This is a genomic window from Brevundimonas staleyi, from assembly GCF_041893865.1.
In the GTDB taxonomy this organism is placed as follows: domain Bacteria; phylum Pseudomonadota; class Alphaproteobacteria; order Caulobacterales; family Caulobacteraceae; genus Brevundimonas; species Brevundimonas staleyi.
This window is the reverse complement of the sequence record NZ_CP169082.1, coordinates 2,345,650-2,359,780: the sequence shown is the minus strand read 5'-3', so window position 1 is coordinate 2,359,780 and position 14,131 is coordinate 2,345,650. Positions and strand designations below refer to the sequence as shown.

At 68.0% G+C, this 14,131-nt stretch carries 16 protein-coding genes and 1 pseudogene; 11 read left to right on the top strand and 6 right to left on the bottom strand.

All coding sequences use genetic code 11. The features are described 5' to 3' along the window. Positions 1–122: 122 nt before the first annotated feature. Positions 123–605: pseudogene (locus ACETK8_RS11985) on the top strand (c-type cytochrome); the annotation flags it as partial. Here the strand turns inward: ACETK8_RS11985 and ACETK8_RS11980 are convergent. Next, positions 571–1,305 (bottom strand): cytochrome b, encoded by a 735-nt coding sequence (locus ACETK8_RS11980; RefSeq protein WP_374036155.1) that lies wholly within the window; start codon positions 1,303–1,305, stop codon positions 571–573. The pseudogene ACETK8_RS11985 and the gene ACETK8_RS11980 sit on opposite strands and share 35 nt — an antisense overlap. Further along, positions 1,302–2,051, bottom strand: coding sequence for a cytochrome c oxidase assembly protein (locus ACETK8_RS11975; RefSeq protein ID WP_374036154.1), 750 nt, complete (start codon positions 2,049–2,051; stop codon positions 1,302–1,304). Before ACETK8_RS11975 ends, ACETK8_RS11980 begins: the two co-directional genes overlap by 4 nt. A gap of 123 nt (positions 2,052–2,174) precedes the next feature. On the opposite strand from ACETK8_RS11975, the gene ACETK8_RS11970 reads away from it, so the two are divergent. The 4 genes from ACETK8_RS11970 to ACETK8_RS11955 all read left to right on the top strand — a co-directional run bounded on the left by ACETK8_RS11970 (position 2,175) and on the right by ACETK8_RS11955 (position 4,975). Continuing rightward, complete coding sequence (locus ACETK8_RS11970) at positions 2,175–2,876, top strand: glutathione S-transferase (protein ID WP_374036153.1); 702 nt, start codon at positions 2,175–2,177, stop codon at positions 2,874–2,876. An 80-nt stretch (positions 2,877–2,956) separates the two neighbouring features. Next, positions 2,957–3,394: a DUF2231 domain-containing protein gene (locus tag ACETK8_RS11965; RefSeq protein WP_374036152.1), complete on the top strand. Its 438-nt coding sequence runs from the start codon at positions 2,957–2,959 to the stop codon at positions 3,392–3,394. Beyond that, the gene (locus tag ACETK8_RS11960) at positions 3,391–4,692 is read left to right on the top strand and encodes a PQQ-dependent sugar dehydrogenase (RefSeq protein WP_374036151.1); all 1,302 of its coding nucleotides are present in this window, start codon (positions 3,391–3,393) and stop codon (positions 4,690–4,692) included. Before ACETK8_RS11965 ends, ACETK8_RS11960 begins: the two co-directional genes overlap by 4 nt. A 16-nt stretch (positions 4,693–4,708) precedes the next feature. Beyond that, positions 4,709–4,975, top strand: coding sequence for a SemiSWEET family sugar transporter (locus ACETK8_RS11955; RefSeq protein WP_374036150.1), 267 nt, complete (start codon positions 4,709–4,711; stop codon positions 4,973–4,975). Between the two features lie 88 nt (positions 4,976–5,063). On the opposite strand, the gene ACETK8_RS11950 is transcribed toward ACETK8_RS11955, so the two are convergent. The 3 genes from ACETK8_RS11950 to ACETK8_RS11940 all read right to left on the bottom strand — a co-directional run bounded on the left by ACETK8_RS11950 (position 5,064) and on the right by ACETK8_RS11940 (position 7,798). Continuing rightward, positions 5,064–6,098 (bottom strand): alpha/beta hydrolase, encoded by a 1,035-nt coding sequence (locus ACETK8_RS11950; RefSeq protein WP_374036149.1) that lies wholly within the window; start codon positions 6,096–6,098, stop codon positions 5,064–5,066. A gap of 74 nt (positions 6,099–6,172) precedes the next feature. After that, complete coding sequence (locus tag ACETK8_RS11945) at positions 6,173–6,871, bottom strand: MgtC/SapB family protein (protein WP_374036148.1); 699 nt, start codon at positions 6,869–6,871, stop codon at positions 6,173–6,175. A gap of 51 nt (positions 6,872–6,922) precedes the next feature. After that, positions 6,923–7,798, bottom strand: coding sequence for an SDR family oxidoreductase (locus ACETK8_RS11940; RefSeq protein WP_374036147.1), 876 nt, complete (start codon positions 7,796–7,798; stop codon positions 6,923–6,925). Positions 7,799–8,088: 290 nt separating this feature from the next. Between ACETK8_RS11940 and ACETK8_RS11935 the strand changes: the two genes are divergently transcribed. From ACETK8_RS11935 to ACETK8_RS11910, 6 genes are read left to right on the top strand one after another with little or no spacing between them, the layout of a single operon-like run. After that, the gene (locus ACETK8_RS11935; protein WP_374036146.1) at positions 8,089–8,703 is read left to right on the top strand and encodes a BON domain-containing protein; all 615 of its coding nucleotides are present in this window, start codon (positions 8,089–8,091) and stop codon (positions 8,701–8,703) included. Between the two features lie 17 nt (positions 8,704–8,720). After that, the gene (locus tag ACETK8_RS11930) at positions 8,721–9,167 is read left to right on the top strand and encodes a hypothetical protein (RefSeq protein WP_374036145.1); all 447 of its coding nucleotides are present in this window, start codon (positions 8,721–8,723) and stop codon (positions 9,165–9,167) included. After that, complete coding sequence (locus ACETK8_RS11925; protein ID WP_374036144.1) at positions 9,164–9,541, top strand: PRC-barrel domain-containing protein; 378 nt, start codon at positions 9,164–9,166, stop codon at positions 9,539–9,541. The genes ACETK8_RS11930 and ACETK8_RS11925 overlap by 4 nt, the downstream gene beginning before the upstream one ends. Beyond that, a complete protein-coding gene (locus ACETK8_RS11920) occupies positions 9,538–9,714 on the top strand; it encodes a DUF3606 domain-containing protein (RefSeq protein ID WP_374036143.1) in 177 nt (58 codons plus the stop codon). The genes ACETK8_RS11925 and ACETK8_RS11920 overlap by 4 nt, the downstream gene beginning before the upstream one ends. Continuing rightward, on the top strand, positions 9,714–9,899 hold the full coding sequence (locus ACETK8_RS11915; protein WP_374036142.1) for a hypothetical protein: 186 nt from the start codon (positions 9,714–9,716) through the stop codon (positions 9,897–9,899). Before ACETK8_RS11920 ends, ACETK8_RS11915 begins: the two co-directional genes overlap by 1 nt. Beyond that, a complete protein-coding gene (locus ACETK8_RS11910) occupies positions 9,896–10,486 on the top strand; it encodes a DUF4142 domain-containing protein (protein WP_374036141.1) in 591 nt (196 codons plus the stop codon). The genes ACETK8_RS11915 and ACETK8_RS11910 overlap by 4 nt, the downstream gene beginning before the upstream one ends. Positions 10,487–10,504: 18 nt before the next feature. Here ACETK8_RS11910 and ACETK8_RS11905 read toward each other — a convergent pair whose 3' ends face one another. After that, positions 10,505–14,107 (bottom strand): PAS domain S-box protein, encoded by a 3,603-nt coding sequence (locus tag ACETK8_RS11905; RefSeq protein WP_374036140.1) that lies wholly within the window; start codon positions 14,105–14,107, stop codon positions 10,505–10,507. Positions 14,108–14,131 lie beyond the last annotated feature (24 nt).

The following is a 14,131-nucleotide window of genomic DNA, read 5'->3' as shown; positions in this document are numbered from 1 at the left end:
GGCTGGGCGTGCCGTTCTCGATCCGCATTTTCGCCGCCGGTCTGCTGCTAGCCCTGGGCGGCTGCAGCCTGCCGTCGAACGAGACCGGCGAGGCCCTGACGCGAACCGGCGAAGGGGTGGCGATGAGCGGCGGCGACGGCGGGGCGCGGAATGCCTGCTTCACCTGCCATGGGTTGGACGGGATGGGCGACGGGGTCTCGGTTCCCCGTCTGGCAGGGCTGGATGTCGGCTATCTGCAGAAGCAGATGGAGGACTACGCCACGGACTTCCGGCAAGACGACGCCATGACGCGCATCGCCGCCCGGCTGGATCAGAGGCAGCGGCGCGCGGTCGCGGCCTTCTATGCCGACATGCCTGCGCCTCCAATGACTGCGGTAGCCACGCCGCCGCCGGCGATCTGGTTGCGCGGCGATCCGTCGCGGAACGTGACGGCCTGTTCGACCTGTCACGGTGTGGACGGTCTGGGCGTCGGGCCGGGCAATCCGGCGGTGGCGGGGCAGCCCGCCGCCTACACCGTCGAGCAGATCAGGCGCTGGCAGACGGGCAAGCGGCGCAACGAGGCGCGGGGCGTCATGGCGCAGGCCGTCGCGAACCTGACCGAGGCGGAAGCCGCCGCCATAGGCCGCTGGCTAGAGCGCCAACCTGTTTCTCCAGCGCCCGATAGCGCCTCTGCCAGCGTGTCCGCCGCAGCGTCGGCAGCGGCACGACCGGCGCCATTGCATGAAGCACATCGTCCCGGTCGATGATCTGGTGCTTCAGCGCTGCGCCCGCGTGGATCGGGATCAACAGGATCAGTGAGACGATCAGCCCCCAGTGCATCCACTCTGCAGCATTCTCGATCCACCACAGCATCGGGTTGGACAGGGTCTGCATCGGCATCAGGGGCCAGTCGAACCAGCCCAGAAAGGTCAGCTGCTGATCCCGCGCCGTGGCCGAGACCATGGCCCAGCCTGTCAGGGGCAGGCCGATCAGGCAGGTGTAGAAGACGTATTGGGTGACGTGGGCGGCCGTGCTCTCCCACCCCGGCTTGTCCGCGTCGTTGATCAGGTCCGGCGCGAAGGTCCGCCAGCCCAGGCGCGCCAGGGCGAGGACCAGCATCAGGACGCCAATGAAGAAATGCATCTCATAGGCCGCGACCTTGTCTCCGCCGACGGGCATCCGCCCCATCCACCAGCCCCAGCCGAGTTGGAAGACGACCAGGACCGCCATGGTCCAGTGGAAGGCGATGCCCACGGGCGAGTAGCGGCCTTCGTCCTGGTGCCCGGCGGCCCACTCGAACACGTTGAGGATCAGCCGGTCGATCACGCCGGCTGTCTCCCGCTTTCCGGGTCCGGTCCGATCCAGCGCGCGACCTGAATCAGAGCCGTCAGCAGATAGATGCCCGCCGCCGGGGCCCACATGATCAGGCCGGCCAGTTGTTGGTCTTCCAGCGGGGTCAGACCCCAGGCGGCGGTGGTCATGAGGTGCGGGCCGTAGACGGCCGAACCGGCGAAGACGAGCAGCGCCCCGAGCATCCCCATCTGCACCATGGTCAGGACCAGGCCGAGGGCGGCGGTGGGCGCCGGCGCCGAGCGGATCATGACCCAGAAAAGCACCGAGGCGCCCAGCAGCGTGACCTCCATCAGGGCGTAGACGAGATCGTTGGACAGGGCCGCCTCGTACAGAGCCGGCGCATGCCAGAACCACAGCACGACGGCCTGGAGCACAGTCGCGATCATCACCGCGCCGAACCGGACGTGGGATGCGCGGGGGAGGGCGAAGGCGATCAGGGGCGCTGCGACGCAGACCAGCAGCAGGTGATGCACTGTGCGCGCCGCGAACAGGGCGGAGCTCAGCGCGCAAAGGGGGCTGACGAAGGCGATGGCGAGAATTGTGACGGCGAGCGCGCCAGTCAGACGGGCCCGGACTGTCAGCAGGCGCGTCACGCACAGCCAGACGGCGGCGACGGTCAGGGGCGCGAGGATCAGCGGGTCGAGGTTCCACTGGTCCCACAGATCGGCGGGCAGAGGCGCGGGGCCGCAGTAGGGGATCGCCGTCGCGCCGAACATCATGCGTCGCCTGTCTCCGGGTGCCGGGTCGAGCCTCACCAACGGCAGCGCTGGCGGGACGTTCCGCGACCTTCCGTCGGTCCGTGCGTTTGGCGGTTTCCAGAAGCCCCGAAAGGCCCGCCCGCGATGAGCGACTACACCCTCTACTACTGGTCCGTGCCGTTCCGGGGCCAGTTCGTCCGCGCGGTGCTCGGCTGGGCCGGCAAGACCTGGGACGAGGCCGGCGACGAGGCGATCGGCGCCCTGATGGAGGGGCCAGTGAAGTCCATGCCGATCCCCTTCATGGGGCCGCCGGTGCTGGTCGACCACGCCAACGACTTCGCGGTCTCGCAGATGCCGGCGATCCTGCTCTATCTTGGGGAGAGCCTGGACCTGATGCCGACGGATCCGGCCGGTCGCGCCCTGACGCTGAAAGTGGTCTGCGACGCCAACGACGTCATCGATGAACTGACCCGTGACGGCGGCAAGTCGATGTGGACCGAGGATCGGTGGGCGGAATTCCAGCCGCGCCTCGAGAAATGGATGTCCTTCTGGGAGGAGATCGGTCTACGTCATGGCCTGAAGGCGAAGGAGGGCTTCCTGCTCGGCGGCTCGGAAGCGGGCCTTGCCGACGTGGCGACCGCGACCCTCTGGACCACCATCGTCGATCGCTTCCCTGCGATCGGCGAGACGCTGGACAGGGTCGCGCCTCACACGGCCGCGCTGGCGCGCCAGGTCTCTGCCCTGCCAGCCCTGGTCGAGGTCGCAGAGCAGGCGCGAGCGAACTACGGCGACGCCTGGTCCGGCGGCCAGATCGAGAAGTCCCTGCGAAAGGTCCTCGGCGACTGAGGCGATCGGTCCGCCCCCGCCCATGAAACCATCCGGTCCCCGAGGGATTGCCCCAGTCCTTGGGCTGGCTGGAGGCTGACATGCGAACGACGACACTGGGCGTAAGACAGAGCCTGAGGGGGCTTCATGGACTGATCCTCGGCTTCCCGGCGGCTCTGTTCACCATCGGCGTCATGACCGACATCGCCTATCTGAAGACGGCCGAGATCCAGTGGACCAACTTCTCCCAGTGGCTGATTACTAGTGCCTTGGTGTTCGGCGGGATCGCGGCGGCCTGGTCCCTGGTCGCCATCGTCCTGTCGCTGCGGACCTCGATCCGCCTGTGGCGGGTGGTGGAGTTCGGGGCGCTGGCGCTGATGTTCGTGCTCGGCCTGATCAACGCCTTCAAGCACAGTCAGGACGGCTGGAGCTCGGTCGGCGCCTTTGGTTTGACCCTCTCCATCCTGTGCAGCCTCCTGGCCCTCATCGCCGGCTTCATCGCCATCTCCGGCGCGTCCGACGAGGAGATCGCCCGATGATCCGCACCACTCTCGGCGTCTGTATCGCCGCTCTCGTCCTCGCCGCCTGCGGCCGCAGCGATCCCAACCTCAACGAGACGGGCGCCCGGCCCGATCTGCCCGACGTTCGCGAGACCCTGATCCCGCCGATGCGGGTGACCGGCCCGACCGGCTGGGGCGATCAGGTCCCGACCGTGCCCGCCGGCTTCACCGTTACGGCCATGGCGACCGATCTGCAGATCCCCCGCCAGATGCTGATCCTGCCCAATGGCGACATCCTGATCGCCGAGGGGCGGGGCGGCAACGCGCCGGCGCTGCGTCCCAAGGACATCATTGCCGGACCGATCAAGAAAAAGGGCAATACCCAGGTCGAGAGCGGCAACCGGCTGACCCTGTTGCGCGACGCTGACAACGACGGCCGGCCAGAGGTTCGCACCGTCTTCGCCGACAACCTGGACGCCCCTTACGGCCTGGCCTTCGTGGACGGCTATATCTACGTCGCCAACCAGGACGCTCTGGTGCGCATCCCCTGGACGCCGGGTCAGACCCGCGCCACCGCCGCGCCGGAAGAGGTCACGAAGCTCCCGTCCCAGATCAATCACCACTGGACGAAGTCCCTGACCGTCAGCGCCGACGGCCAGACCCTCTATGTCGGCATCGGCTCCAACTCGAACGTCGGCGAACGGGGCATGGCGGTGGAGGAGGAGAGGGCGGTGGTCTGGGCCATCGACCGGGCGACGGGCGCGCGTCGCACCATGGCGACCGGCATCCGCAATCCGACCGCCCTGGCCATCGAGCCGACGACCGGCGCGGTCTGGGCCGTGGTCAACGAGCGGGACGAACTGGGTCCGCAACTGGTGCCCGACTATCTGACCTCGGTGCGCGAAGGCGCCTTCTACGGTTGGCCCTACAGCTACTGGGGGCAGAACATCGATCCGCGCGTTCGGCCGCAGAAGCCTGAGTTGGTGGCCACCGCCGTAGCCCCCGACTATGCGCTGGGCGCCCACGTCGCGGCCCTGGGCCTGTCGTTCGCCACACAAGGCGGGTTCGGCGGCGGCTTCACCGAGGGCGCCTTCATCGGCGAGCACGGCAGCTGGAACCGCCAGGATCCGTCCGGCTACAAGGTGACCTGGGTGCCGTTCTCGGGTGGTCGGCCCTCGGGGCCGCCCGTGGACTTCGCCACAGGCTTCCTGACCGAGGCCGGGGCGCGCGGTCGTCCGGTCGGGGTGGCGTTCGATCCGACGCGGCGCATCCTTCTGGTCGCCGATGACCTGTCGAACACCATCTGGCGCATCGCTCCGGCGCGGACCACGCCGTGATCGAACGGGGGCGCCGTTGACGCCGTCGCCCGTCGATTTGATCGGCGGCGCGGCGGCCCTGTGTTCGATCGCCAGTTTCGCGCCCCAGATCTTCAAGATCTGGCGAGAGCGGAACGCCTCCTCGGTCAGCCTGAAGACCTACGCCCTGACGGTGAGCTGCTTCGTGCTCTGGACCACCTACGGCCTGCTGGCGGGCGTCTGGCCGGTGGCCCTCGCCAACGCCTGCGCACTGGTCATGGCCAGCGCCGTCCTGATCATGAAATGGCGGTCCGGGTCGGACTGATCAGAGCGCCCGGATAGACGGACATCCATACGAAAAGGGCTCCGGCGATGCGGAGCCCTTCCGGAGTTCAGCAGGAAACTGCGACGCCTCAGATCGGAAGGATCGCTGTCCCGAATGCCCGCTTCAGTTCGTGCGCGGCGAAGGTCTGGGCGGCGGCCGCGTCGGGGACGACCAGACCCATGCCGAAGAACTCGTGCGTCGAGCCGTGGAAGGTCTTGGAGCGGGTCTCGACGCCGGCGGCCTCCAGCTTCTCGGCCAGCAGTTCGCCCTCGGTGCGCAGCGGATCGATCTCGGCGAGGATCACGGTCGAGGACGGCAGGCCCGACAGGGTGGCTGCTCCGACGACGTTGACGCGCGGGTCGGCGGTCTCGCTCTGGTCGTTGAAGGTGTGCTTCACGAACCATTCGATCATCGGCTTGTTCAGCGGCTTGGCGTCCGCGTTCTCGACATAGCTCTCGTTGGTCAGGTCATTGCCGACCAGCGGATAGACCAGCACCTGATGCCTGGGCGCGGTCAGGCCCTGGTCGCGTGCGGCCATGGAGACGTTGATGGCAAGGTTGCCGCCAGCGCTTTCGCCCATGACGGCGATCTTTTGCGGGTCGCCGCCGATCGACTGGGCGTTGGCGAGGGCCCATTTCCAGGCGGCGACGGCGTCTTCGTGGGCGGCGGGGAACTTGTTCTCGGGCGCCTGGCGATAGTGGACCGACAGGACCACGACGTCGGCGAAGCGGGCCACGCCGCGCGGGCCTCCGTCATAGACATCCAGATCGGCGATGACGAAGCCGCCGCCGTGGAAATAGACGACCAGGGGCTTGAGGTCGTCGCTGTCGAGGTTGGGTGAATAGACGCGGGCCTGAAGCGGGCCGGCCGCGCCGTCGATCATGATGTCACGGGTCTGGATGCCCAGCGTCGGATCCTGATTCTTGATCGTCTCTTCCAGGATCGCCTTGACCGCATCGGTCGGGGTGGGCTGCAGACGGGCCTCCTGCGGCGAGAGGGTCTCGATCGGCTTGCCGCCCAGACGGGCCAAGTGATCCAGCACATGCTGCATCGGGATGTCGGGCTTGGCCGGCGTCGTGCGGGGCTGGTCGTCGTGGCCGAGAATCTTGTCGAGGATGGACATGCGGTCTCTCTGGTTGGGGTCAACTCAAAGGGTCCGCAGTCTCGATCGTTCCTATGTCCGGCCGCCGACGGAACTCAGTCGTCGCGCGGATTGAGATCGTAACCCACGACGCCCGGGATCGCGCGCAGGCGCTGTGCGAGTTCGGCGAGATCGTCTCGCGACATCTTCCCCAAACGAAGGCGCATCCGGACCCTTGCGCCGCCCTCGATCAGTTCGTGCTGCTCGGCCGAACGCCGATGAGCGACGTCGGCCAGTGCGGCGACGATCTGCGTCTCTGCGATCCTGTCGTCACGCAACCATTCCACGCTGGCATCCACGACGGAGGTTTGAGGCAGCCGCGCGCTGACGAGCCTGAGCGTGACCAGCACCACGCCCGTCAGCGCGGTTGCAAGCGCGCCGAGCCCGTAGAGGCCGGCGCCGAAGACCAGACCGATCGCGGCCGTGATCCAGAGTGACGCGGCCGTGGTCAGGCCATGGATCGAGAAGCCGCTGCGGAAGATCACGCCGGCGCACAGGAAGCCGATGCCGGTCAGAACCCCATGCGCCATCCGGGCGGGATCGCTGACGATATCCGCGCCCGACAGAGGCAGAAAGCGCCACAGGCCCTGCATCACCGCCACTTCCATGAGGAGGGCGGAAGCCAGGCAGACGAGGATATGGGTTCGCAGGCCCGCCGCGCGGCCTCGCCATTCGCGTTCCAGCCCGATCGCGCCACCTGCCAGCACGGCGGCGAACAGGGGCGCGACGAATCCGGGGATGTCGTTGAACGTCATCGGATCGCAACGACGCAAAGGCTCAGGCTGTTCCGCCGCGAGCGGATCAGGTCAGGCGATGCCTGCGCCTCCGGTGACGCCATAGACCTCGCCGGTCGTGAAGCTGGACTCCTGCGAGGCGAGATGGACGTAGACCGGCGCGATCTCCACCGGCTGACCCGGACGACCGAAGGCGCTGTGGGCGCCGAAGTTCTGGACCTTCTCCATCGGCTGGCCGCCGGAGGGCTGCAGCACGGTCCAGAACGGGCCCGGCGCGACGACGTTGGCGCGCACGCCGTCCTTGATCAACTGTTTGGCCAGGGCCGTGGTGTAGGCGACGATCGCGGCCTTGGTGGTCGCGTAATCCAGCAGGATTTCCGACGGCTCATAGGCCTGGATCGAGGCGGTGGTGATGACGGCCGCGCCGGGTTCGAGATGCGGTCGCGCGGCGCGGCAGATCCAGTGCATGGCGTAGACGTTGGTCTTGAAGGTGAGGTCGAAGTCCTCGTCCGAGACCTCCTCCACGCCCTCGCGGAACTGCTGGTGACCAGCGTTGATGACGAGGATATCCAGACCGCCGAAGGCTTCCACGGTCTTCGACACCAGGGCCTTGCACCAGTCCGGATGGGTGATGTCGCCGGGCAGGGCCAGAGCCTTTCGACCTTCGGCCTCGATCAGGGTGATGACGTCGTCGGCGTCGGTCTCTTCCTGCGGCAGATAGGCGATGGCGACGTCCGCGCCTTCACGGGCGTAGGCGATGGCGACCGCACGACCGATGCCGCTGTCGCCTCCGGTAATGAGTGCGCGACGCCCGGTCAGCCGGCCTGATCCCTTGTAGGTCTGCTCGCCGTGGTCAGGCCGCGGGTCCATGCGGTCGGCCAGACCTGGAGGCTCTTGAGGCTGGGCAGGAAAAGGAGGGCGAGGGTACTGATAGCGGGGATCCTGCATAGGCGGGGATGTCCGTCGATTTGGCGTGGGGATTGCCTTAGCGAGCCGACGCGCCCGACTGTTCCGTCACGAGGCCTGGCCGGCGTGGGGTTCATCGATAGGGCCTCCCGCCACGCGAACGTGAAATCCGGGTCCGGCTCCCGACCTTTCGCCTGGGCGGCCGTTGAATAGTGGGCGGTCTTTCAGGGCGACTCTTCGCCCAAGCGGCCGCTCTGACGGTCTGACCGCCATTTCAGTCTGAACCACCGACATCTCCACGCGGTTGCCCCTCCGAACAGGGAGACACCGCCATGGACCGTCAACGCTACGGATCGAGCGATTATCAACCGCCTTTCGACCGGGATCGCTCCCGCTACGATGTCGGCGTTCATCGCGATCATGACACGGGCTGGCGCGACGGCTCGCGCGACCGCACCGACGGTGGGCGGGCGGAAGGCGTCGAGGGCTGGCAGGGCCGCTCGCGCTGGACCGAGAGCGGCGGTGGAGCCGACCGCACCTATGGCGGCTATGATGATCAGTTCTCGGCGTCGAACGACGGCTATGGCTCGCGTTGGACCGGCGATCATGATCCCTATCGCCAGGGTCGTGAGTGGGAAACCCGATCCTTCCGGTCGCCTGGCCGGCATCGCGGTCGCGGTCCCAAGGACTACGTCCGCTCCGATGATCGCATCCGCGAGGACGTCAACGATCGGTTGGCCGACGACGGCAACGTCGATGCGACGGATATCTCCGTCCAGGTCAGCGAAGGCGAAGTGACCCTGACCGGCACGGTCGAGGACCGACACGCCAAACGACGGGCCGAGGACTGCGCCGACGCCGTGTCCGGTGTCCGTCACGTCCAGAACAATCTGCGCTTCTCGAGCCGGCCCGAGCACGGTGCGGCCGGCGCGGAAACCCAGATCTGAGAAAGGGAGATCCTCCAATGAAGACCCTCATCCTCACCCTGGCGCTGACCGCCGTGACGCCGGGCGTCGTCGTGGCGCAGGACGCGGTTCAGCCGCCGCCGATGGCCCCGCAGCAGACCCAGCCGCAAGAGGCCGGAATGGAGCCGACCGTCGGCACGCCTGTCGTTTCCTCCGACGGCGCGGCCCTGGGCGTCGTGGCGGCCGATCCCGGCGGCTCGGCTCAGGTCCTGCGCGTCCAGACGGCCGACGGTCGGGTCCGGACCGCCGCCATGGCGGGCGCGGTCGTGACCAACGAAGGCGTCATCATCGCCTGGACGGAGGCCGAGTTCCTGGCCGCTCCGCCGCCGTCTGACGCCATGCCGGGAAACCCGCCGGTCCCTCCTCCGCCGGTCGAGACGCCGGATCCGACGATGCCCGATCCGGAACCGACCCAGTCGCCGCCGCCGGACGGCCCCCAGTCATGACGGCCGTCTCGCATCCGTTGATCTTCGCCAGCCGGGTGAAGGGCACGCCCGTGAAGAACCGGGACGGTGAGACCCTGGGTCATGTCGACGACCTGTCGATCGACAAGATCTCCGGCGAGGTCCGCTACGCCCTGATGTCGTTCGGCGGCTTCCTGGGGATCGGGGAGCGGCTGCATCCCGTGCCTTGGTCGGTGCTGGACTACGACACGGAACAGGGCGGCTATGTCGTTCCGCTGACCAAGGCCCAGCTTCTCGCCGCGCCTTCGCTGGATCAGGCACAGTTGGAAACCTTGGGGGCGGGCGAGACCTGGCGGAGCGAGATCGCGGACTACTACGCCACCTATGGCGGCGGTCTGCCCATGGGGCGACTGTGATCGTCGAGCAGTCCATCAAGGCCGATAGCGACCGCGTGCTGCTGGGCTGTGACGACGACGTCCGGCGGTGGGCGATCCTGTTCGGCGTCACGGAGCGTGCGGTGCGCCTGGCTGTGGAGCGGGTGGGCGAGCGCCCGGACGACGTGCAACGCGAATTGGGCGGAAGGCGGTGATGGACGATCCCAAGCAAAGCGAGGGCCGTCGGCGGAACGGCGCGGCGCCCGGCGGCAAGCCGGAGCCGGGCCAGGACGACGCCGATGTCGAGCGAGTCGGTCGCGCGGCCCGGCGCAGCGCGGGGCCGGACGGGCCTGAAGCGAGCGAGATCGGGGACACTTTCAAGAAGGAGACCAGACCATGACCCGAACCCTGATGGCCGGCGTAGCAGCCCTGGCGCTGCTGAGCGCCTGCAGCCGCTCAGAGGAGGCGCAGGAGAGCGCCACGCGCGCCGTCGATGCGACCCAGGACGCCGCGTCCGGCGCCGTGGGCCAGACTTCCGCCGCGACGCTCGGAGCCAACACGACCGAGGGCTTCGTCACCGCCCTGGCGACGTCGGACATGTACGAGGTCCAGGCGGCGGATATCGCCCTGTCGAAGTCCGTCTCGGCCGGGACAACAGAACTGGCGAACATGATCAAACGCGATCACACGGCCTCGACCGACCGGTTGAAGACGATCGCCCCGACCGAGGCGGCGGGCGTCACCCTGCCGACGGCGCTGGATCAGCGGCGTCAGGGGTTGATCGACAATCTGAACGCCGCCGCACCCGCCGACTTCGAGCGGATCTACCTGAGCCAGCAGGTCGCGGCCCACAACGAGGCCCTGACCCTCTTGAGTGGGTTCAGCGACCGTTCCGGAACGCCCCAGCTGGCGGCCCTGGCCCAGGAGATCATCCCCAAGGTCACCGCGCACCGCGATCGGGCGCAGGCCTTGCTGGACGCGATGTGAGGCGGCGCGTCCGGTCTCTCAGGACGAGGGGGCTGACATCCTCGCCAGAGACCGGACAACCTCGCGCAGTTCGATGGGCTTCTGCAGGCGCGGAACCTCGGCGAACTCAGCCGGGATGGCCTCTGCGTCATAGCCGGTCAGGAACAGGACAGCGATATCGCCCCGGAGGACACGAGCGACCTCGAACGACGGCCCGGAACCCAGATTGATGTCGAGCACGGCGGCGTCGGGCCTGCGGTCGCCGATGGCGGTGAGGGCGGCGGCCTCGGTCGGGAAGGGCCCCAGGACCTCGGCGCCCGCGCCGCGCAGGGCTGAGGAGACATCCTGGGCCAGGTAGAATTCGTCCTCCAGCACGAGGACGGTCAGGCCCGAAAGGCTGGGTTCGCCGGTCATGTCCATCGATCCTCCGAAGACGCTGGTCCGCAATGGGGCGTCGGTTTCCAGGATGCTGTCGCCCGACCTCAGCGGGAACTCGATCCAGGCCCGGGCGCCCTCGGGCCGAACCTCGATCTTGCCGCGCCCGCCGAGTTCATAGGGAACGCGCTGTTCGATCAGTTGGCTGCCGAAGCCGGACCTAGTCGGCGGCGACCAGTCGGCGGGTGGCGACCGCTGTTCCGACCAGTCGAGCCGCAGCAGAGGTTGTCCGTTCGGCTGCGCCACGGTCCACCGTACCGTCACCGTGCCGTCGCTCCGGGCCAAGGCTCCGTACTTCAGGGCGTTGGTCGCCAGTTCGTGGACGGCCAGGGACAGGACCTCGGCGGCCTTGGGCGAAATCACCACCTCGGGGCCGATCAGGTCGTACTGACCCTCGTGTCCGGCCTGGGCCAAGAGTTCCTCGCGGATCAGTTCGCCGATCTCGACGCCCGTGTTGGCCGAACGGGTCAACAGGGTCTGGGTTCGCGCCAGGGCCATCAGTCGGCCGATCATCAGGGTGCGATAGTCCTCCACCGACCGGGCGCCGTCGGCGGTCCGCGCCGTCACCGAGCGCAGCATGGCCATGATGTTGCGCACCCGGTGTTGGAGTTCCGCCAAGAGCACGCCCTGATGCTCGACGGCCAGCCGGGCGTCGGTCACGTCCTCGGCGATGCCGCCGATGCGCTGGACCCGGCCTTGATCGTCGAACAGGGGAAAGTCGGTATCGCGGATCCAGCGGAAGGACCGGTCCGAGGGCCGCTGGATGCGGAACTCGTGCACCACGGCTTCGCCTTGGCGCGCCCGGTGGATGTGTTCCAAGGCGATGTCACGATCCTCGGGCACGATGTGTCTGGCCCAGGCCTCCAGACCGTCGAACAGGTCGTCAGGGGCGACGCCGTAGATTGTGCCGATCGCCGGGCTGACATATTCCATCTTCAGCGTCTCGGCGCTGCGGATCCAGAGACCGCCCGAGGACGCCGCCGCGAACTGCTGGAACCGCGCTTCGCTCTCGCGAAGCGCTGTCTCCGCCCGCACCTGTTCCATCGCCGCCCCCGCGCGCTGGGCCGTCTCCTCGACCATGATCCGCTCAGACTCGGTCCATTGTCGCGGTCCCGCCTGATGCACCGCGACCGTGCCGAGAAACCGGCCTCGTTGCACGAACGGGACGCCGATAAAGGCGAGGAAGCCGACCGTCTCGTAGGATTTCAGCACCGCCTCGCTGATGCGCGGATCGGTCCTCGCGTCCGACACCACCTGCGTCTCGCCAGCATGGAAGCCATCGTAGGCGTACTTCCCGAACTCGATCAGCCGGAAGCTTCCCACCGCCGCAGGCACGCCGTCCGTATACCCGCCGGTCGAGCTCAGATACTCGCCGGTCTCATCAGCCGTGTAGTACTGCGCGCGGCTGAGGCGCAGCTGTTCGCCCAGCAGCCGCATCGCCGTGTGCTGGATATCCTCGGGATCGGCCAGCGGTCGCAAGGCGTCGCTTAGCTTTAGGAGGAACGTCTGTCGCTCCTCGCTCTCGCGCAAGCGGGCCTCCGCCTTCTTGCGCTCGGTGATGTCGAGGTCGTTGCCAACAATACGCACCGCACGGCGGCGGTCGCCCTCGCCGACGAAGTAGACCTGTCCGGAGGTCAGGAGCCATCGCACGCCATGGGGTGTGGCGGCCCGGTGCTCGAACTCGTAGGCGCCCGAGGAGGCGGGATCCATGGCCGCCGCGATCCGGGCGTCCACCCAGTCGCGGTCGTCGGGATGCACCACGCCGTCCATCATGGCGGACGCGATCACCTCGCCGCCAGCGGGCAGTCCCACGATCTCGCGGAAGCGGGCGTTCACGACGACCCGATCGGTCGCGAGGTCCCAGTCGAAGGTGCCGAGGCCGGTCGCCGCGATGGCAAGCCGCATCCGCTCTTCGCTCTCGCGCAGCGTCTCCTCGGCCTGCTTGCGGTCGGAGATGTCGATCGCCACTGCAATTCCACCCACGACGCGCCCGCTGGCGTCGCGGCGCGGGCTCACGGACACGCGGTTCCAGCGGGTCCCGCCGTCGGGGTGACCCAGGCGCTTTTCCAACACGAACGGGACGCCGTCCTCGATCATCCGGCGGAACAGGCGCTCGTTCTCCGCCCAGTCGTCGGGGTGGGTGTAGTCCTGGATCGAAAGCCGCATCGCATCGTCCGGCTGTCGCACGACGATCTCTGCGAGACGGTCGTTCACCCAGATGAGGCGGCCCTCCCGGTCGGCCGTAGCGACGCCGGCCTCCGTCTGCTCAGCAATGGCGCGGAAACGTGCCTCGCTCTCGCGCAGCGCCGCCTCGGCGTGCGCGCGCTCTGCCGCTTCCCAGGTTCTTGCAGCAATGTCGCTGACGAGATCGACCTCCATCGGGGTCCAGTCGCGCGGTGTTTCGTTCACGACGCCGACGATGGCTCTCAGACGGCCGTTCTTGATCAACGGCGCGATGATCCAGGCGCCAACGTCGATGGCGCGGTGCGCGTTCCGATGCTCTTCGGGCTCGGATTCGGCGAAGGCATCGTGCAAAACTTGAGTATTCCCGGCGCGGAATCCCGCAGCCCGCGCGGGGCCGTAATCGGACAGGCGTACGCTCTCGGGGGTCGACGGTGCGCCGCGATCGAAATGTGCGGCCATGATCATCGTGTCCTGATCGGGCTGAGCGTCGAGATAACCGGCGCGCATGACATCCAGCCGCTCTGCGAGCAGCTTCATCGCCGTGTGCTGGATTGCGAATGGATCGGTCAGCGGTCGCAGGGCGTCGCTCAATTCGAGAACGAATGCCTGTCGCTCCTCGCTTTCGCGCAGCGCCGTCTCCGCCACTCGGCGCTGGGTGGCGTCGCGGAACACCACCGCGACGCGGCGGCTGTCGGCGTTTTCGGGCTCCAGCTTGAAGACGTTGAACTCGTACCAACGGCCTTCCGGCGCGGCCCAACGTTCGGCCTGTTCCGGCTGGCCGCTCACGGCGACCCGACCCCAGATTTCGAACCAGTAGTCCTCGTAGTCGGCGCTGACCTCGCGCAGTCGCCGGCCCGTCAGGTCCGCGCCCACCATCCGTATCGCCGCCGGATTGGCCTCGACGTATTCGATGTCCACCGCCTTGCCGGCCGGATCGAACAGAACGTCCGCGACGAGGTATCCCTCTTCCATGGCGGTGAAGAGCTGCCGGTAACGCGCTTCGCTTTCCCGCAGCCGGGCCATGGCTTTGTTTTCGGGTATGGGGGG

Coding starts and splice junctions, on each gene's coding strand:
- ACETK8_RS11970 (WP_374036153.1), top strand. CDS start 2,175: ATGAGCGACTACACCCTCTACTACTGGTCCGTGCCGTTCCGGGGCCAG.
- ACETK8_RS11950 (WP_374036149.1), bottom strand. CDS start 6,098: ATGTCCATCCTCGACAAGATTCTCGGCCACGACGACCAGCCCCGCACG.
- ACETK8_RS11940 (WP_374036147.1), bottom strand. CDS start 7,798: ATGCAGGATCCCCGCTATCAGTACCCTCGCCCTCCTTTTCCTGCCCAG.
- ACETK8_RS11960 (WP_374036151.1), top strand. CDS start 3,391: ATGATCCGCACCACTCTCGGCGTCTGTATCGCCGCTCTCGTCCTCGCC.
- ACETK8_RS11965 (WP_374036152.1), top strand. CDS start 2,957: ATGCGAACGACGACACTGGGCGTAAGACAGAGCCTGAGGGGGCTTCAT.
- ACETK8_RS11915 (WP_374036142.1), top strand. CDS start 9,714: ATGGACGATCCCAAGCAAAGCGAGGGCCGTCGGCGGAACGGCGCGGCG.
- ACETK8_RS11945 (WP_374036148.1), bottom strand. CDS start 6,871: ATGACGTTCAACGACATCCCCGGATTCGTCGCGCCCCTGTTCGCCGCC.
- ACETK8_RS11905 (WP_374036140.1), bottom strand. CDS start 14,107: ATGGCCCGGCTGCGGGAAAGCGAAGCGCGTTACCGGCAGCTCTTCACC.
- ACETK8_RS11975 (WP_374036154.1), bottom strand. CDS start 2,051: ATGATGTTCGGCGCGACGGCGATCCCCTACTGCGGCCCCGCGCCTCTG.
- ACETK8_RS11935 (WP_374036146.1), top strand. CDS start 8,089: ATGGACCGTCAACGCTACGGATCGAGCGATTATCAACCGCCTTTCGAC.
- ACETK8_RS11930 (WP_374036145.1), top strand. CDS start 8,721: ATGAAGACCCTCATCCTCACCCTGGCGCTGACCGCCGTGACGCCGGGC.
- ACETK8_RS11910 (WP_374036141.1), top strand. CDS start 9,896: ATGACCCGAACCCTGATGGCCGGCGTAGCAGCCCTGGCGCTGCTGAGC.
- ACETK8_RS11925 (WP_374036144.1), top strand. CDS start 9,164: ATGACGGCCGTCTCGCATCCGTTGATCTTCGCCAGCCGGGTGAAGGGC.